The following is an 18,307-nucleotide window of genomic DNA, read 5'->3' as shown; positions in this document are numbered from 1 at the left end:
TTTGTCTATAAAGGAAGGTAATATGAAAGATGAGAAGCTTGCCCGCTATTGGAAAACGGTTGTCGATATAATTCATGACGGAGTCATGATTGTCGATGTGGGCGGATATATTGTCTCTGTAAATCAAGCACTTGTGGATATAACCGGTTATAGTCAGGAAGAGCTGGTGGGCCAGCCATGCTCGATACTGGGATGCAGCAGCTGCAAAAAAATCTATGATCCGACTGGCAAGCATTGGTGTAGACTCTTCAGCATTGGCGATGTTAACATGCAGAAGGCATCCATGGTCAGAAGAGATGGTACTTCCGTTGATGTTATGAAAAATGCCTCCGTGCTCAAAGAAGATGGAAAAATTATCGGCGCCGTGGAAACCCTTACGGATATCACCGAGTTGTTGGAGAAGGAGAACCAGATCGAGGCCTATCGCCGTGAACTGCAGGCCGAATATTCATTTGAGGGAATGGTCGGAGTGTCGATGACTATGCGGCGCACCTTCGATATGATAGCCAATGTCGCCGAATCAGACGCTCCCGCGTTGATTATCGGGGAGAGCGGAACAGGCAAGGAACTGGCGGCCAGGGCAATTCATCAAAATTCAGCCCGCAAGGACCGGCCCTATGTTCAGGTAAACTGCGCGGCATTGAATGAATCTGTTTTGGAAAGCGAGCTTTTCGGGCACGTTAAGGGGGCTTTTACCGGGGCGTATCAAAACCGTGAAGGCCGATTTGAGGCAGCCAACGGGGGAGATATATTTCTCGATGAAATCGGTGACTTGCCGCAATCAATTCAGATTAAACTGCTTAGAGTCCTTGAAGAGAAAGTGATTGAGCGGGTTGGCGACAACCGCTCGATTCCGGTGGATGTAAGGATAATTACTGCAACTAACCGCGATCTCAAACAGCTTGTGGATTCCGGTTCCTTCAGGGGTGATTTCTACTACCGTATCAATGTTCTCCCCATCGAAATCCCACCACTCAGAAACCGTACCGAAGATATCCCCGTGCTGGCTGAAATGTTTTTCAAACATGTTCAGCTGAAAAGTAATAAACCTATCCAGGGTATTTCCCCGGAGGCTATGGAGGCGCTGGTCCGCTACTCCTGGCCGGGAAATGTGCGGGAACTGAAAAGCGCGTTTGAATATGCCTTTGTTACCTGTATGGAAAGCAGTATTAAGGCGGAGCACCTGCCTCCGGATGTACACATGGAAGACAGTAAGCGCTCAAAGCTGGCGGTGCCGGCGATGAGCCTGGACGGGAGGAAAAAACAGGCGCTCCTGCAGGCCCTTGAACAAGCCGGGGGCAATAAATCACAGGCTGCCCGTATCCTGGGAGTATCACGTGTAACCGTATGGAATCAGATGCATAGATATAATCTGATCTAGATCCTCATCAACATGCAGTAGTAATAATCTTTATCAAATTTCTCTGGCACTCAAAACCTGGCACGCTATTTGCTGAATCTTGTATCAAGATATCTTGGAATGATATCTGACGTGTCGGATGATGGCCTGCTTCTTTGAGCACTCTCAAGCCAAAACAATTCCGATAGTTATGTGTTCAGCCTCCGTCCGCGGATTCGCTGAACAAACGCGATGTAATTATAATTCGAGTGGCTTGGTGTTGCCTGAAGATTCATTATTCTGCGTAATAGTAAAATACAAAGACAGGAACTATGATGCCGATGCCGATGTCACCATTCATGTTGTCTGCATATCAAAGATTTGTCGAACCATGGCCCCCGCATGGAATTACCCTGTTGGTTTTTCGGCAGGGCAACATCGACAGGCGTATTTTCAGGGAGATATATTATGAAAGTTGAGGTCTCGCGAAGGAGATTTCTGCAGGGAAGTGTAGCACTTACCATTTTAGGCGGAACTTCTCTGACCGGAGCCGATCTTTTTGCAAAAGCCGAGAGTGAAAAGAGGGTGTCTATCAATAAAAAGGTGCCGACTGTCTGTGAAATGTGCGTTAACAAATGTGCGGCCATAGCGCATGTCCGTGACGGCGTCGTAAAAAAGCTTGATCCAAACCCGTATCTGCCCAAGTCGAGAAACATGTTGTGTGCCCGGGGTGCAGCAGGAATACATGCCCTGTATGATCCTGACCGGCTTAAATACCCGCTCATCAGGGTGGGCAAGCGAGGCGACGGCAGGTATAAGAAAGTTACCTGGAGCGAAGCCTATGAGCACATAAAGGAGAAGCTGGTCACGATTCTCGATGAAGAAGAGGATAATCGCTCCTCTATCGGCTATTGTGCCGGAGAAGGACTGGCAGAGCACACCTTCAAATCCTTTATGGCCCAGAAATTCGGCAGTTCGAACTTCCTCAACCACAGCACCATCTGTCTCCAGACCGCCGTCTCAGGCTTCGCTTTAACCCTCGGCGGCTATGGTCAGGCCGATTTAGAAAATGCCAAGTATGTGATCATGGCGGGAGCCAACAGGGCTGAAGCCATACTGACTCCTGACACCATGGACATCTTCAAGCGCACCCGAGGCAGGGGAGCGAAGCTTGTAGTGGTTGATCCGCGATATACCAAAACCGCGATGCACGCCGATACCTATGTGCCGATCAAGCCTGGAACCGACCTGGCCTTTGTCCTTGCCCTGACCTATGTGGCATTAAAGGGACAGTTATATAACAAGATCTATGTGGAAAACAACTTCAACGAATTTGAGACATACAGAAAACACATTTTAGAACATGGGTACACTCCGGAATGGGCTGAAAAGATAACCGGTGTGCCGGCAGATACAATATGCTCGATTGCCCACGACTTTATGGCTGCGGCGCCGCAGGCCATATATTATCAGGGGCGGCGCTCCACCTGGGCGAAAAATGATTTCCAGCTGCGCCGGGCCATGGCCATTTTCAGCGCCCTGGGAGGAGGAGTCGATGTCAAGGGCGGTATCGTTTTCGGCAAGACCTTGCCGTTGGGCGATCACCCTATCAATGCTCCGCTTTATTTCAACGCCCAGGGCAGAATTGAAAAAGATTCCGCCGCAATTATCGGCGCAACCGGCTCCTGGGTGGCATGGCGGGATATGGTGGTTGAAGAAAAGACTCCCTATCCCATCCGGGGAATGTTCGTCTATAAGCAAAATCCCATGCTTTCGGTGCCTGACTCGAACAAGACCCGAAAGATGTTCGAGAAGATGGATCTGGTCGTGGTCATCGACACAATGCCCAGTGACACGGCAATGCTTGCCGATGTGATTCTGCCGGAATGCTCCTATCTCGAAAGAGAAGACCCCCTGAAGTCCTTTACCGGTATAGAGCCGGCTATCGTATTGAGGCAGAAGGTTATTGAGCCGATGTACGAAAGCAAGCCCGTTATTGAAATTATGCGAGGCCTGGCCAAAAGACTCACCAGGCCGCTCTGGGAAATCACAAAAAAACATGACCTGGACGTTCAGTCGGAGTTGGAGACCTCTCCGGAAGAGGAATATTTCAAAGATTGGGGCTTTGATCTGACAGAGCCTTACATGCAGTCTCAGGAAGAAATAAACAAACACATGTTCGTCAGCGAATATGGCGAAAAGGCCTGGTCGGTATTGCGTGAGAAAGGGGTCTTTTATCCCGGGATGCTCGATCAGTTTAAGAAAATCAACAATAATACCTTCGAGTGCTATCCCAGTGAGGGGAAAACCTACTCTGTTCTCGAGCTGGAAGAAGAGGTTGACCGGGGCGCTTCGATATCCGATTTCTGTAAATCATGCGACCCCTGTGTCAATCCCGCGGATATTGCACCGTGGAAGAGGTTATTCAACACTCCCAGCAAAAAAATTGAATGTAATCTGGAAAGTATGACCGCCAGAGGCATCGATGCCATGCCGATGTGGCATGATGAGGATTATGTCAAAATACCGCCGGGAAAATTCAAATTCATTACCGGGCGTTATGCCCAGCACACTCAGAGTGCGACGCAGAACAATATCATGCTTCTTGAGCTGATGCCCACCAATTATGCCTGGATAAATGACCAAGAAGCCCGGGAAAGGGGAATCGGTCTTGGTGATCTCATAGAGGTGACAAGCAGCGTCGGTTCCATCCGCATACAAGCCTATCCCACGCCGAAGATCCTGCCGGAAACACTTTTTTACATTCACGGTTTCGGTGCTCAGTCGGACGGTCAGACATTTGCCCAGAGAAACGGGGCAAGCGACAATGAAATAATAGAAGGTACCATCGAGCCGGTCTTCGGCAGCGCGGTCATGCATGACACGCTGGTATCCGTCAGGAAGGTGTGATTATGAATTATGCAATAGCGCTGGATTATCAGAACTGCATCAACTGTCAGGCCTGCGAGGTTGCCTGCAAAGAGGAAAACGGGGTGCAGCTGGGTGCGGGCAAACAGCGCATCTGGGTAGGTCTCGTCGAAGGTACGACATTCGGCAAACCTTTTGCCAATACCTATCCGTCACAATGCAACCAGTGCATCGACGCGCCCTGCGTCAGCGTCTGCCCGACCAATGCAAGTCATTATGAACCCGGCGGCATAGTCAAGGTGGAGCGGAAACAGTGCATCCTCTGCAAGGGCTGCATGGAGGCATGTCCCTATGATGCCAGATTTGTAGACGATACCAGGGTATCGGTCGATAAATGCACATTCTGCGACCACCGTATAGCCGAAGAGGGGACTACGGCCTGTCAGGCCACCTGCCCCACCAAGGTCCGCACCTTCGGTGATCTGGATGATGACAACAGCGATATCGTCAAGCTTTTGAAGACCAGACGATTTTTCTTCCAGAAAGAGTATACCGGCACACTGCCCAAACTCTTCTACCTCCTGCCCGAAGACGAGTCTTACGCTAGACAGAGTGTTTCCCATGAGACAAAAATCTACACCTGGAAAGAGATCGAGCCGCTTTATCGACAGGCAAATATCAGAAGGAGCAAAGAATGGAGAAGGTAAATTTTGCAGGTGTAGAGATCAACAAAATCCCTATGAAACGGTTGTTTCTCAGCAAAACAATGCTTTCCGGCTATGTTCTTCTGGTAATTGCTCTGATAGGTGTGTACGAGCTTTTCGACTTGCGTTATTTCACCACTGTAGTCAGTGCCCATGATGCCGGATTGAATCCAGCCGAGCCCGGTATGAGAGAGGCGATGCGGCAGGCGGTTTTCGGGACGGTAGGTGAAATCGATAGGACTTTGCCCTGGACTGTACTGATCGCTAACTACATGTATATGGTCTACACCGGCAGCGGCATTATTTTCTTAGTCGCCCTGGCTGAATTTATGAACTTCAGGATTGTGGCCAAGGCGGCTGCCGGCTTTATGGTGGCGGGAATTGCCATGATATTTGCAGGTCTTTTCACCATTGCCACCGATCTGCATATGCTCAATATGCACTGGATGCTGCTGACCCCCAACTTCAAGGCGGGAATGTGGCTGATGCTGCCCCTCTACTGCACCTACATTCCTTTTGTTCTGTTCGAGATTTACCTGATACTGACCAACAAGCGGGACTGGGCGCGGCGACTGGCCCTTCCCATACTGATCCTCAGCCTCGGTATCGATCTTATCGAGTACTATATACAGGCAAAGCTGTTTGCCATGAACACGGCACGCCATCTGTGGACCGAGTTTCCCGCCCTTACCTTTTATTTCATCATTTCGGCATTCGTCTCCTCACTCGGCATAATGGGTATTAACGCCTATCTGGTTCACAGGAAAAAACCGGAATATCAGTCGCTGATGGAGCTGATCAGAAAGGCCATGCTCTTTTTTATCTGCACTCTCGCGCTCTATGAAATCTTCGCCTATATGACCGTTGACAAGGACTGGGCCTTCCTGATTCTTTTCGGCCCCTTCAGTTATGTGTACTTTTTAGGATACATCCTGCTGACCCTGGCCTTGCCCTTTGTCTTCGTCATCAAACCCGGAAAACCGATTTTCACGGTGTTCGCCTCGATCTTCGTGATTATCGGCGGCTTTATCGGGCGGTATCTGTTTGTTTATGGCGGCAATGCCAATCCGATGTCCAACAGATTCGGCACCGGGTATGAAACGTATGATCAGTATGCCCCTACAGTATCTTTTATCTACAATTCTCCTCATTTGGGGGAGATCATGATAGTTGTCGGCTCCGTCGGTGTCGCCATGATTATTTACAAGCTCTTTGATGGTCTTTTTTCGGTCGGAAATTTACGTGAACACTACTAACCCTAAAGAAGGAGAAGTTATGCGAGTAAAATTGATAGGAATACTGCTTCTGGCAACCGGTTTTTTGTTTGGCGGCTGCGCCGCTTTCAATGAATCCGGGACAGCTGGCGATCCAGTAAAGAAAACCCTTAATGCACCGGCACCTCATGTCCAGGAGTTGATAGAAGAGGCACAACTTGAGGTTGTGGATTATGCCTATACCCGGCAGGCCATCGGAAACGGCACGAGAAACGGCGCGAACGCGCTGCTGGTCGATGCCCGGCCGCATCTGAAGTATCAGAAGGGCACTATCCCTTCGAGTATTAACATACCAGATACGCAGATTGAAGATTATATCGGTCAGCTTGACAAGGTTGCAAAGGACAAAGAGATCATCGTCTTCTGCGGCGGCTGGAAGTGCGAGAAAAGCGCGATCGTGGCAGCACATCTTCAGAAAATAGGATTTACCGATGTCAAGCTCTACCAGGCGGGCGAGCCGGAATGGGCTGCCAGAAGCTATGTGGAAATAGGCACTTCGGTAATTAAGTCAGCATTGGAGAAAGACAGCGCGCTGCTGATGGACGCACGGCCCCGCCTCAAGTACCTGGCGGAAACCATTCCCGGCGCCTTATTCATGTACGACAAGGAACTGGAAAGACTGGCGGGCCGCTTTCCTGCTGACAAAACCACTCCGATAATCGCCTTTTGCGGCGGCTACAACTGTGACAAATCTCATATTGTTGCCAATATGCTTCTTGATCAGGGATACCGGAATGTAAGTGTTTTTGCCGCCGGCCTTCCTGAATGGAAAAAATCAGACCTGCCGACAACCGCCGGTTCCGGCAAGGTTGCTTCAGCTGCAGCTCCGGTGGAGGATATCTTTGTCGATGGTGTAAAGGTCGGTGCCGACGAAGGAACAGTCGACGGCGAATGGTACGCTGCCCGTATCAGGAAAGGCAATGTGCCTGTCAATATTGCTCTTATCGACGTAAGAAGCCCAGCCGATTTTAATGCCGGCCATATGAGCGGATCGATAAACATCGAAGTTGGAGATATGAGCGCAGCCGACTTTATGTCCAGGCTTCCCAAAGACAAAGTCTCCATTTTTGCCTGCGGCAGCGGTGCCAGGGCAATGGAAGCCTATTACAAACTGAAGGAAGCCGGGCAGGATGTTTCAAAAATCATGTATTTCGATGCCAATATAAGCTGCGACGCCGACAATACCTGCACCATCGAGGTCAACGAACCATTAGGCTGATGCCGTGATGGGTCCAGTACCTAAAAATATCTTTTAGAATAAGGAGAAAAAAATGAAAAAATTATTCAGTATCCTTTTTGCTCTCATCATTACCGTGGGATTCATCAGCACACCGGTCTTTGCCGATGCGGGCAAAGGTCAGAAAATCTATATCAAGCTTATGAAAGGCCCCTGTGGTTTTGATGGCGGCACGATGGCAAAAAAACATACCCAGGAAGAGTGGACATCCATTAACGATGCAGGAAAACTCAATGAGGAATTGCTTAATGAGTGTCCGCAGGCAAAACCTCTTAAAGACGCTTATCTGCCGCATGTCTATGATTTTCTGTATAACTATGCTAGTGACAGCGGCAATGTCCCGGCTTGTTGATCCCTGGCAGTAAATACTGCTTTCCCCTGATGTAAATCAGGGGAAAACGGTGAAGACCATGGTTGTATTGATTTAAAGTACGACCATGGCCTGTGTTTAGGGCAACATAAACTATAGAGCCGGAATTGTGAAGGTAATGTATACCGTTGCAGGAATCAACCAATGGACAATAGCATGACGGACGAACAGATTAAGGCTATCACAAAATTGATGAAATCAATATCTCATCCAATTCGATTTAAAATCTTATACCTGCTTCAGGATCAGGAAATATCGGTCGGAGACCTTCGTGATCAGCTTGATACAACCAGTTCCAATATTACCCAGCACCTTAATATTCTTCGTAATCAGGGAATTATCGATATTCGAAAAGATTCTAACTATATATATAATAAAATAACCGACTCCAGAATAATTGAGCTGATGAGAAAAATGAACCAGCTTTATTTTTCCGGATCCGGCGGCTTTCTGAATGATTCAGGGAAAAATTCAACTACCACCCTTCTCTAAGCATCAGGTTGCCATCAATGCCCGTAATAGCTGGTAGCGGGATGCCGGGGAATCCTCCGTAGGAATTATTAAACATATCTACTCTGCACTAGAAGAATCGGCGCACCAGCCACAACATCAAAGAGACAAAGATACTCAGCAGAATCATGCTGGTAATGGGAAAAAATAATTGGAAGTTGTCGCGTTTGATGTGGATGTCACCGGGCAGATTGCCAAACCAGCCAAAAATATTGCCAAACATATTGTCAAACAGCCAGATAAGGCCACCCACGACTACGAGCAGTATGCCTATGATTAATATGATTTTGCCGATGTTGTCCATCGTAACGCGTAACGGCTGACCGATTGGCAGTATTGCCGTGTGATTCTGGCAGCGAGGGATTTACCGAAGACAATAACCACGTTGACGGCAATTGTCCCGCATACACACTGCACTTGCTTTAGTATCCATTCCACGGTAACAATCCCGCCTGTTCCCAAATATCAGAGAGAGAGGCACATCCATATTTCGTGATATTTTAAGATTCATCATTTCTCGCTTGCGGATGGATAAATAACCATAATAAACAGTACATCAGGAAACCGGCGACGGCAAGATTTTCACATACATCAGAAAATGTCAAACCACCTGCGCCGTAACCAGAGGGTCGATGATCATTTTGGGGTTGCGAATATGATAAAATGGACTGAACACTATGATGTTGTCATTATCGGCAGTGGTCTGGCGGGTCTCTCCGCAGCAATAGAAGCATGCCGGTCAGGAGCTTCACTTGCCATATTTGAAAAAATGAAGGTGACAGGAGGAAACACCCGCATCAGCGATGGGGGAGTGGCTGCGCCGAACAACTATCTGCAAAAAAGGCTGGGAGTAAAGGAATCGCCTGATCTTTTTTATGAAGATATGCTCAGAGCCGGATCAAACTACAACCATCCGGATCTCGTCAGGGTTGTGGCTGAGAGAGCTAATGAGTCAATAGATTGGACGAGAAACATTCTGGGTGTGGAATATCAGGATCGATTGGATCGTTTCGGTGGTCATTCCACGGCCCGATGCCTCACCACAAAAAGCCACTCAGGAGTCGATTTCATCAAGGCCCAGATAGCTCTGTTGAAACAAAAAGGCATTAAAGTACAAACCGGCTGCCTGTTGACGCGTCTGCTCGTCGATAACCAGGGCGCCGTGGAAGGCGTACAAATTCAGACAGACTACGCGTTTCCCGAAAAGAACAGCGGCAATATAAGAAATATCCGCGCCAACCGGGCAGTTATTCTGGCAACCGCAGGATTTGGAAGTGATCTTCAATTCCGCATGATGCAGAACCCCGGTCTGGATGATTCAGTGGATTCCACCAATCATCGGGGGGCTACGGCCGAAGGACTTATCGCTGCCCTGGAAATAGGAGCTGCCCCGGTTCATCTCTCCTGGATACAGTTGGGGCCATGGGGCTGCGCCGACGAAAAGGGTTTTGGGCGGGGCGCCAGTTTTGCTTCGTATAGCGTCTACCAATCCGGGATCCTGATCGATCCAGCCAGCGGAAAACGTATCGTCAATGAATGGGCAGATCGCCGACAACGGTGTGAAGCCATCTTCAAGGCAGGTCACATATGTCTGGGGATTGTAGACGCCGAGGGCGCAGAAACCGCTGGCGACAGTCTCTCGCACTGTTTGAGGGGTGGCTATGTCAAAGCATTTGATACCTTGGCAGAACTTTCCTCGGCATTCGAGGTGCCGCTTGGACGGTTGGAGCAGACGGTAAGCAGCTATAATGCCGGAGTTCATGAAGGTGGAGATGATCGGTTTGGCAAACCACTTGCCGGTGCAAAACCTATAGCGAAACCTCCCTTCTATGCAATCCGGTTATGGCCGAAGGTGCATTATACTTCAGGAGGTTTGGGAATTAATGACAAGGCGCAGGTAATTGACCTCCGCAATCAGCCTATCTCGCGTCTGTTCGGTGCCGGCGAGGTATGTGGCGGCATTCATGGTGCAAGTCGTCTCGGCAACTGCGCGCTAACCGAATGCATCGTTTTCGGACGTATTGCCGGACAACAGGCCACCTCAATGTCCCCCCGGCTCGAGATCTGTGAAGACTAGACTAGGGGATTGCGGTAAGAGAAAACAAACAATCCCCTTTTTTCCTGGTTGAGCCAAAGCACCAATTTTAGCTTTGGCTGTCAGGATGATGCCTATCCCCTGAGAAGCAGTAGCCGTATAACAGAGGGCAGATGAGAACCCTGAGGCTTACCTGGTGGTTGCTCCGGGGGTGGCGTTGGCCCCGGCGCCGGCACAGGTACGTGCTCTGGTGTTGGTCCCGGTTGGGGCTCTGGCGCTGGCGCCGGTTCAGGGTCCGGCGTGGGCGCCGGATCAGGCTCCGGTGTAGGCTCGGGTATGGGATCTGGGGTAGGCTCCGGTACGGGGTCTGGGGTAGGCTCGGGTGCGGGTTCCGGCGTAGGCTCCGGTTCGGGCTCCGGCTCTGGTGGCTGTTCGGTTGGAACTATTCTGATTTCATGAGTATAGGAACTTTCATCGCTGGAGGTATAGGCCGTCATAGCCAAATGCAAAACCCCCTCAAGATAAGAAAGCGTGCAACTGGGAGAGCCGGTCTCCAGGCCATTGCATGATATTTCATTCTGTGCCAAATATTCGCAATCGTTGTCGTAGCTCAAATTGTTGCAACGAATGGAACTGGAGAGATCGATGTAATAGTCATAGGAAAAGTCGCTCTTAGGATTATTGTTGGCGTCAAACCTGGATTCGGAACCATAATACAAACGATAGCCGGTCACATTTTCTTCAGGAGGATTTGCCTGCCATACAAAATCTGTGGTTCCGTTGTCATAGGCGTTAGCAAAACCGGCATATAAGCCAAAAGCAAAGAGTACGAAAATAAAGAGCCAGTTGAGCAGCTTCAATTTAATTGTTCTTCTTTTAGTCATTTTGATTTCTAAAGTTGAGTGCAGGCATAAAGGCCAAATCATTTTATAAAAGCAATTAAAGGTTCTCCGGCCCTAGAGCAGCATTCATGCCATGATCAGCGTATCGCCGGTCCAGCTTCCTCTCTCGCTTGAGATAGGTATTAATAATCAAATGCTTATTATTGGATTACAGATGCGGATAATGATTTCGTTTGGTGGGGGAGGAAAAATTCCTGGAGAAAATCAGGGAAGATTTTGCTCACAGCTGTACATGAAATTTGCATTTATTGCGCATTCATGCTTGATGGCGCTGCCCCTCGAGGAACTCATATTTTATGTTAGGCTCACCATGTTTTTCTGAGGAAATTGGAATCTGGGGAGAGAGCTCGCCGGTGTGGCAATATTTATAAACGACATCGGGGCGAGCGTGGATCGAAGGAAGGGTGAATGAAGGAGTGGTGGCTTATTTTTCAGCGTCTATCAGGGAAGGAGTTTTGTTCCCTCTCCTGGTTATTGCCAGGTCCAGCAGGATTTAACCCCAGCAGGTTTGTGTAATCATCAAGCCAGCCGAAACTGGCGATAAATGATATTTGTACAGGCTGTTGTTGCCTGGGAGGGTTAATCGAAATGAAAGCGGGAGAGATAATGGGCCAGGGCCTCTTTTTTTTCTCCTTGCAGGGCTGGGCAGTTGGTGTGATCTTTCGCCCCTTCGACTACCCGTACGGCGAAAACCATGCAGGTTGGTTCGCCGCACTCTTTGCAGTTGGTTTTCGGCAGCAGCTTGAGAACATCCATCAGGGCAGGGGGCTTGGTCCCCACCATGCTGGGTTCGATATTTCCGCGATTATCCCAGGCACTGTTGATTTCGCGTTGCAGCCAGGCGACGATTTTTTTCGCCTGTTCCTCGTCCTGGAGCGCATTGACCGCGATTTTCCGGGCATGAATGGTAATGAGTTTACCCGAACTTTTCAAGGTCAAGGCCGGTGGTTCCTTGATGTAGCTGAAGCCGCCGAGCACTGTGTTCAGATAGGGCAGGGCCGCTCCGACATCATCATCCAGGTGGGCGAAACAGTGCAGAGTGCTGGCTCCGGCATTACATTTGGACCTGAAAATCTCCAAGGTATATCCATTAAGCAGCATATCGGCTTCCTTTGGCAATTTTGTGTTTTATTTAAACAAGTATTCCAGTTCCTACAGACAGCGAACCCCTCCCAGATTCCATTGGCAGTGTCCGCATGGCACCCTGCTCCCATAGCAATCATTGGCGCACAAGAGATTATCATTGATGAGGTTGGCACATGGGCCCTGAGTGCAGCTCCAGCAGGAAGAATAGTCATATTCTGCGGCTTCCCGTCGAAATCTTATGTACTCAGGGTGTTGCCAGATTATGTCCAGTGGTTGTTGGCGGATAGAGCCGAAGGCACATTCCCGCACCTGGACTTCCTCGCCAAGTACCCGACAGGAGTAGGTATGCCACAGGAAATGACATGGCATGACCGCACCGCTGGCGGCGATTAACACAGTCTGTTCTTCAATAAATTGGCAGGTGCGCTGTGGTAAGGCCTGGTGGGTTGGAAGAAAAAGCTCGATACCTCTTTTGGCGGCAATGCTACGCCCATCGGCAAAGGCTTTCCCGACTCTGTCGGCATCGGCGGTGGTGTAGCCGAGCAAGCTCTCAAGATGAAGGCGGATATCTCTTTTGCTGGCTTCCTGCTGCAGTTCTTCAAAAAGCTGAGCCACTATTTTGTCTTTCTGTGTTTTGTTGAACTTCAAGTAGGTGGAAAGACAGTTGCCCAGATTTACTCCCAGAGCCTCCGCCCGTTTGTTGTAGACCTCGAACAGCTCGACAGCCTCAGAAGAGTTGGGATTGAAAAGACTCAGCTTCTCTGCTGAGGTATTGTAGAGCAGCAGGTTGGTGGCAATGATATAATCTGCACCCCTGTCAGCCGCCCAGGTGATATATCCCGGCAGGTTGTCTATGTTTTCTCTGGTCAGAACAATCTCCAGGCCGATCCTGAAGGTATCTGCAGCGGTGTTGTGCTTCGCTTCAAGGAGTCGGACCATGGCTTTAGAGACGATGGTGGCCGAATGCTCGCCTGCCTGATCCGCAGTAATATCTGTAATATTATCCAGTGAAAGACACACTGTTGAAAGTCCGGCTGCGATTAACTCCCGGCATTTTTCCTGATCAAGCATAATACCGTTGCTCTGAAAGCCGATGTCTGCCCCGGCAGGCATCACAGCTCTGGCAAAACCTATGATTTCCGCCAGTTCAGGATGAAGAAGCGGTTCGCCGATGCCGTTCAGGATCAGCGTGTTCGTCTTGGCAAGCGAGGGAGCCAGTTTCCTGAAAACTGAAAATGGCAGATCCATTTCAGCGATACAGCTCCCTTCAGCATATTTCACACACATTTTACAGCGGAGATTGCAGCGTGTGGTAAGTTCTGCATAGATTTTTTGCGGGTGTTCAGTCATGCTGTCTGGATCAGGAAAATGTATGATAGTCAATTAAAAAAAGTCCTCAGCCCTATTGAATTATTCCGACAACGAAGATCGGGAAGCTGGGTTTTTCGGGATGGTCGGTATGGACGGTCAATATGGCGGCATAGCGACCTTTGGTCTTTTTTAAATTCTCCACCCGGATAATACAGTTGTTGTCGGAATTACCTCCTTCAACAAGCCTGGCGCGGATCCTGTCATCTCTTTCGGTACGTACCTCAAGAATTTTGAAAGGATATTTTCTGTTTCGTTTAATTTTGATCTCAATTGCCAATGGTTCTCCTGCCTTTCCTCTCAGTAGGGCTTTTTGCGGATGAATTTCGACGAATTTTTCCACCTTTCCGGCAACGACCAGCTCAAACAAGGGGCGTACGGGATCATTGGTTTGTACTACTACGACTTCCCTCATTACGTCTCCACCATAGCTGCTGGTGTTGAAGCTGACCGTGATATGTCCTTCCTCCCCGGGAAGGATCTGCCGCGAAGTAGTCGCAGCGGTGCAGCCTCAGCCCGTTTTGACATCAAGTATCTCCAGCGGCTCATCTCCCTGGTTATAGACAACAAAGCCGTGAACCACCTCTGCGCCTTCCAGCACCGCTTTGAAGAAAAATTCGCTTTCAGGAAGATATGTTTTCGGTCCGACTGAGGAGGCAGCAGCGGCACTGTGGCCGAAGTAGGGGAACAGAAATATAAGTGATAGGAAAAATACCGTTCTCAGCATGATTTGACTCCTTGTTTCCCGAAGGTTTTTGGCTGCATGGTTCCGGTGATCATTATCATAATTATTCAACTCGTCGTTTAAAAAGAAAGACAAAGAGCAGGAGGTACAGCGATACCGCCAGAAAGCCGATGTCGCGCAGTATGGTTCCCAGTCCGGCAGGACCCTCAGAGGTCTCGGTGGAAAAACAACCGCAGTGAATGTCCAGGCCACGAATTTGATTGTACACCAGAAGGCCGAGGAAAAAAAACAGCAATCCTGTGCCTGCAACTGTCGCACCCGGTAACCATACTCCTGCGATGAGGCACAGACCAAGCAGCAACTCCAGCCATGGCAGGATCAGGGCAATCAGGTTGACAAAGGCATCCGGCAGGATCTGGTAATTGAACACGCTTTCGGCAAAAGCCTGTGGATGGAGGATCTTATCATAGCTCGCATAGACAAAGACCAGGCCAAGCAGCACACGGCAAAGATGATACACCCAGAGATGACGGTTGCTCAAGGCGCCGCGTTTGCCGGATTGGTATATATGTCTCCTCCTATTCATCGGACTCACCTGACTTTTGAGTCGGTAGCCCTGCATTTCTCCAGAGAGTCCAGCCGTTGATGAGAACTCTGACATTGGCAAATCCAATGTCTTGGAGAAACATGGCCAGGTCGTGACTGAGTTCACAGCTTTCGCCGTCACAGTAGGTGATGATGCTGCTGCCGTCTTCCAAGAGAGCAACGATGTTCATCAAGGCGTTTTCGACATCCTGCCAGGGCAGGCTCAAGGCGCCGCTGATATGCCCGCCCTTGTATTGTGACAGCGAACGAGCATCGAGGAAAATTGCCGCTTGCTGCTCAAACAATTGCCTGGCCTCGTTGAAAGGGATTTCCAGACTGTTTCCTTCTTGATTGAAAAGGCGCGTTGCCACCGACCAATCACCTGCAAGGGGAAGCGGTGTCTCGCGCCAGTGATTAACTGCCAGGGCAAGCAGGCCGGCCATGATCATGAGGAAGAGCACCTGCCACAGAGCCTGCTGCATTGTCGGGTTTCTGCCTTTCATGGTATTTTCCCGTACTTTGATCTTCCTGGCAAACTCACTTGTCCAGGTGTGATTGTATCACCTCGAAGAGCATCCGCAGCCGCCGGCAAACGGCATCATGCCGGGAAATTGCGGGGGCCGACGAGATCTCTCTATGCTTTTTCGGACAGCCTTCTTAACCGTGTCGATATCGGTGCGCTGCAGATTGAAATCCTTGTTCTTTTCAATGTCCTCGTCGGTGATGACCACATAGTTTTTCAAAGGGACACCCGCTTTTTCGAAAATTGCCCTGGCGCAGCCCACCTCGCAGCCGTCGATCACCACCATCTCCGTTACATCCCGTGCCGATTGGACAAAACCGGAAAGTTGTCCGCCTATTCCCGCCAGGCAGAACATTTTGCCGAATCCTTCCTGGGTAAGTTCCACCGCCGCCTGGTTGGAGAGCTGTCCAACATTGGAGCCGCCGGAACAGGCCAGAATCATTACTTCACCACCGCTGGCGCAACAATTATCAGCCATTATCTCTTCCTCCTATTTTTTTAACCAACCGATTACATCTGTTTTTGAGGGAACCTTGCCCACCGACTTGACCTCGCCGTCAACCACAACGGCCGGAGTTCCGAATACACCATACATAGCTATTTTCATGGTATCCGTCACTTTTTCGACTTCGGCATCCACTCCAGACTCAGCCACTGCTTCCCTGACCACATCTTCGGTCTGTTTACACTTCGGGCAACCCGGGCCCAGTACTTTAACTTCCATGGCAAGCTCCTTTTTATAAAGATATGTTTAATGGTTTTACACGAACCATGTACCGTAAATCATGCCGGCAATGGTGGACATAACTACGATGATGCTACAAAAAACCGCGGTCTTTTTTACCCCCATGACACTGCCGATCACCAGCATGTTGGGCAGAGACAGGGCAGGGCCGGCCAGCAGCAGAGCCAGGGCCGGACCCTGGCCCATGCCGGAACCGATGAGCCCCTGCAGTATAGGCACCTCTGTGAGTGTGGCAAAGTACATCAGGGCACCGGCCACTGAGGCGATCAAATTCGCTGAAAATGAATTGCCCCCGACCAGGGATTGAATGTATTGTTCCGGGATAAGTGCCGGATGACCCGGACGTCCCAGCATGAACCCGGCCACCAGCACGCCTCCGGCAAGAAGAGGTGAAATCTGTTTGACAAAACCCCAGGTGGACTCCACCCAGCTTTTGCATTCATCTTTGGTGAACCAGGCTTTGAGCATGACGCCCAGCATGATCAGCAGTACCGCCGTGATGTACCATTTGGCAGCGAAAATTGCCGGCCACAATCCGGTTGCATCCGCATCCGGACTGGCAAAGGCGGCAAAGACCAGGATCAATACCATGGTCAGTATATATAAACTGTCTTGCAGCAGGGTGCGCTCCTTGCCGTCGGTCTCAGGCACGTAAATCTGGCCGGTGGTGCGCGCCGCGTCATCCTTGCGGAAAATAAGGGCCATCAGCAGGCCGGTGACTATTGCAAAAATCACTGCGCCAATCGCCCGGGCCAGACCAAGCTGCCAGCCGAGGATCTTGGCGGTCATGGTAATGGCCAGGACGTTGATGGCCGGTCCGGAATAAAGAAAGGCCGTGGCTGGTCCAATGCCTGCGCCCCGGGTATAGATGCCGGCGAACAGCGGCAATACCGTGCAGGAGCAGACGGCCAGAATAGTACCGGACACAGAGGCTACGGAGTAGGATAAGAACTTATTCGCCTGTGCTCCGAAATATTTGAGTACGGAGGCCTGTGAGACGAAAACGGCGATGGCGCCGGCAATGAAGAAGGCGGGAATCAAACAGGTCAGCACGTGCAGACGCGCATATTCCTGAAGCATCATAAAGGCTTCCATGCCGGACTGGCGGATAAGCGGATGGCCCCATGGTATGTAATATGCGGCAAGGAAGCCGATTACCAATAAGAGCAGTTTGGTGCGTTCCTTCATCATTGATTCTCCTTAACGGCGGTGCCTATCTGCTTCATATCATATCGCCTTTCCGAGTAATTCGCTATCTGACGATATGGTTGATTTCTGTCAGCGCCCGTAGATGTTTTCTCGATTGATCTCCGGCAGTTTCGCTACCAGGCGTTCTATCTCGGTATCCTGTTCCAGCCAGTGCCGAAGATTGCCCAGCAGGTTGGCTGCATAGGGACTTTGCGCTCCGTCCGCAAGTTTATAATTGACCCAGAGTCCTTCTTTTCTGCGCCTAACCAGGCCGGCTTCTTCCAGAATCCTCAAATGTTTGCTCGCACTGGACTGTGCGATCCCGAGTGCTTCGTGAATTTCGCAGACACAGAGAACTTTGCGTTGCAGCATTTTAACAATCTTGACCCTGTTGGGATCAGACAGTGCCTTCATTACATTTACAAAATCTTGCATAGAGTACTCCATATTCTTTTTTTGGAATATACATCTCTGTTGGAGAGGTGTCAATACAGTTTTTTGGAGAAACTCCCCTTTATCTGATTAAACAAAGTGGTGAATATAAGGGGAATACTTCTTTTCAGGAAAAAATGGGAAATGCGTTGTCAGCAGAATTCGTAAAAGCTCGATCTATATCGTTGTTTAATCTAAAACGACGATTAGCAGTTTAAGAGGCTGACCGGTTAAATATTTTTTTCGGGTGACCCTTGATCTTGTCTTTATTGATGCTCATTGTATCAACTAGAGAAAAGCAAACCTCACCGAAAGGAAGGGACGCAAAGCCACTGGCCTAAATCACAGTGTAAAAGTTGTGATATGGTAGCAGGGTTGCCTCAATTTTTTTGTGAAAAAACCTCGAGAACATTTCCCTCCCAGTTACATATTACTCTTTTCAGAGTCATTCCAAGA

19 protein-coding genes and 1 riboswitch are annotated in these 18,307 nt (G+C 49.6%); of the genes, 8 read left to right on the top strand and 11 right to left on the bottom strand.

Annotated features, from left to right (window positions below; translation table 11 throughout):
- Positions 1-22 precede the first annotated feature (22 nt).
- The 7 genes from JWG88_RS09835 (at position 23) to JWG88_RS09805 (ending at position 8,284) form a co-directional block, all read left to right on the top strand.
- On the top strand, positions 23-1,381 hold the full coding sequence (locus JWG88_RS09835; protein WP_205233555.1) for a sigma-54 interaction domain-containing protein: 1,359 nt from the start codon (positions 23-25) through the stop codon (positions 1,379-1,381).
- Between the two features lie 426 nt (positions 1,382-1,807).
- Positions 1,808-4,249, top strand: a complete 2,442-nt coding sequence (locus JWG88_RS09830) for a molybdopterin-containing oxidoreductase family protein (protein ID WP_205233554.1) — start codon at positions 1,808-1,810, stop codon at positions 4,247-4,249.
- Positions 4,250-4,251: 2 nt separating this feature from the next.
- Positions 4,252-4,914: a 4Fe-4S dicluster domain-containing protein gene (locus JWG88_RS09825; RefSeq protein ID WP_205233553.1), complete on the top strand. Its 663-nt coding sequence runs from the start codon at positions 4,252-4,254 to the stop codon at positions 4,912-4,914.
- Complete coding sequence (gene nrfD / locus JWG88_RS09820; protein ID WP_205233552.1) at positions 4,902-6,167, top strand: NrfD/PsrC family molybdoenzyme membrane anchor subunit; 1,266 nt, start codon at positions 4,902-4,904, stop codon at positions 6,165-6,167. Before JWG88_RS09825 ends, nrfD begins: the two co-directional genes overlap by 13 nt.
- A 19-nt stretch (positions 6,168-6,186) precedes the next feature.
- Positions 6,187-7,404, top strand: a complete 1,218-nt coding sequence (locus JWG88_RS09815) for a rhodanese-like domain-containing protein (RefSeq protein ID WP_205233551.1) — start codon at positions 6,187-6,189, stop codon at positions 7,402-7,404.
- A gap of 52 nt (positions 7,405-7,456) precedes the next feature.
- Complete coding sequence (locus tag JWG88_RS09810; protein ID WP_205233550.1) at positions 7,457-7,774, top strand: hypothetical protein; 318 nt, start codon at positions 7,457-7,459, stop codon at positions 7,772-7,774.
- A gap of 174 nt (positions 7,775-7,948) precedes the next feature.
- Positions 7,949-8,284 (top strand): ArsR/SmtB family transcription factor, encoded by a 336-nt coding sequence (locus JWG88_RS09805; RefSeq protein WP_205233549.1) that lies wholly within the window; start codon positions 7,949-7,951, stop codon positions 8,282-8,284.
- Positions 8,285-8,372: 88 nt separating this feature from the next.
- Here JWG88_RS09805 and JWG88_RS22145 read toward each other — a convergent pair whose 3' ends face one another.
- Positions 8,373-8,606: a DUF2905 domain-containing protein gene (locus JWG88_RS22145; protein ID WP_205233548.1), complete on the bottom strand. Its 234-nt coding sequence runs from the start codon at positions 8,604-8,606 to the stop codon at positions 8,373-8,375.
- 351 nt (positions 8,607-8,957) lie between these two features.
- Here JWG88_RS22145 and JWG88_RS09795 point away from each other — a divergent pair, with 351 nt between their 5' ends.
- Complete coding sequence (locus JWG88_RS09795; RefSeq protein ID WP_205233547.1) at positions 8,958-10,379, top strand: flavocytochrome c; 1,422 nt, start codon at positions 8,958-8,960, stop codon at positions 10,377-10,379.
- A gap of 92 nt (positions 10,380-10,471) precedes the next feature.
- On the opposite strand, the gene JWG88_RS09790 is transcribed toward JWG88_RS09795, so the two are convergent.
- The 10 genes from JWG88_RS09790 to JWG88_RS09740 all read right to left on the bottom strand — a co-directional run bounded on the left by JWG88_RS09790 (position 10,472) and on the right by JWG88_RS09740 (position 17,854).
- Complete coding sequence (locus JWG88_RS09790) at positions 10,472-11,221, bottom strand: hypothetical protein (protein WP_205233546.1); 750 nt, start codon at positions 11,219-11,221, stop codon at positions 10,472-10,474.
- A 597-nt stretch (positions 11,222-11,818) separates the two neighbouring features.
- Positions 11,819-12,340, bottom strand: coding sequence for a (Fe-S)-binding protein (locus JWG88_RS09785; protein ID WP_205233545.1), 522 nt, complete (start codon positions 12,338-12,340; stop codon positions 11,819-11,821).
- A gap of 51 nt (positions 12,341-12,391) precedes the next feature.
- The gene (locus JWG88_RS09780; protein WP_205233544.1) at positions 12,392-13,675 is read right to left on the bottom strand and encodes a radical SAM/SPASM family putative metalloenzyme maturase; all 1,284 of its coding nucleotides are present in this window, start codon (positions 13,673-13,675) and stop codon (positions 12,392-12,394) included.
- A 52-nt stretch (positions 13,676-13,727) separates the two neighbouring features.
- Positions 13,728-14,420, bottom strand: a complete 693-nt coding sequence (locus JWG88_RS21915; protein WP_268815377.1) for a DUF1573 domain-containing protein — start codon at positions 14,418-14,420, stop codon at positions 13,728-13,730.
- A gap of 61 nt (positions 14,421-14,481) precedes the next feature.
- Positions 14,482-14,964 (bottom strand): MauE/DoxX family redox-associated membrane protein, encoded by a 483-nt coding sequence (locus JWG88_RS09765; RefSeq protein ID WP_205233542.1) that lies wholly within the window; start codon positions 14,962-14,964, stop codon positions 14,482-14,484.
- Entirely contained in the window at positions 14,957-15,466 is a 510-nt protein-coding gene (locus tag JWG88_RS09760) for a rhodanese-like domain-containing protein (protein WP_205233541.1), read from the bottom strand. The genes JWG88_RS09765 and JWG88_RS09760 overlap by 8 nt, the downstream gene beginning before the upstream one ends.
- 57 nt (positions 15,467-15,523) lie before the next feature.
- Positions 15,524-15,964, bottom strand: coding sequence for a putative zinc-binding protein (locus JWG88_RS09755; protein WP_205233540.1), 441 nt, complete (start codon positions 15,962-15,964; stop codon positions 15,524-15,526).
- A 12-nt stretch (positions 15,965-15,976) separates the two neighbouring features.
- Entirely contained in the window at positions 15,977-16,210 is a 234-nt protein-coding gene (locus JWG88_RS09750; RefSeq protein WP_205233539.1) for a thioredoxin family protein, read from the bottom strand.
- Positions 16,211-16,246: 36 nt separating this feature from the next.
- A complete protein-coding gene (locus tag JWG88_RS09745) occupies positions 16,247-17,419 on the bottom strand; it encodes a permease (protein WP_205233784.1) in 1,173 nt (390 codons plus the stop codon).
- 90 nt (positions 17,420-17,509) lie between these two features.
- A complete protein-coding gene (locus JWG88_RS09740) occupies positions 17,510-17,854 on the bottom strand; it encodes an ArsR/SmtB family transcription factor (protein WP_205233538.1) in 345 nt (114 codons plus the stop codon).
- 284 nt (positions 17,855-18,138) lie between these two features.
- A riboswitch (cyclic di-GMP riboswitch) is annotated at positions 18,139-18,234 on the top strand.
- The last annotated feature ends 73 nt before the right edge of the window (positions 18,235-18,307 follow it).

Source organism: Desulfopila inferna, assembly GCF_016919005.1.
Taxonomy (GTDB): domain Bacteria; phylum Desulfobacterota; class Desulfobulbia; order Desulfobulbales; family Desulfocapsaceae; genus Desulfopila_A; species Desulfopila_A inferna.
The sequence above is the reverse complement of the archived record's forward strand: the minus strand, read 5'-3'. Positions and strand labels throughout refer to the sequence as shown.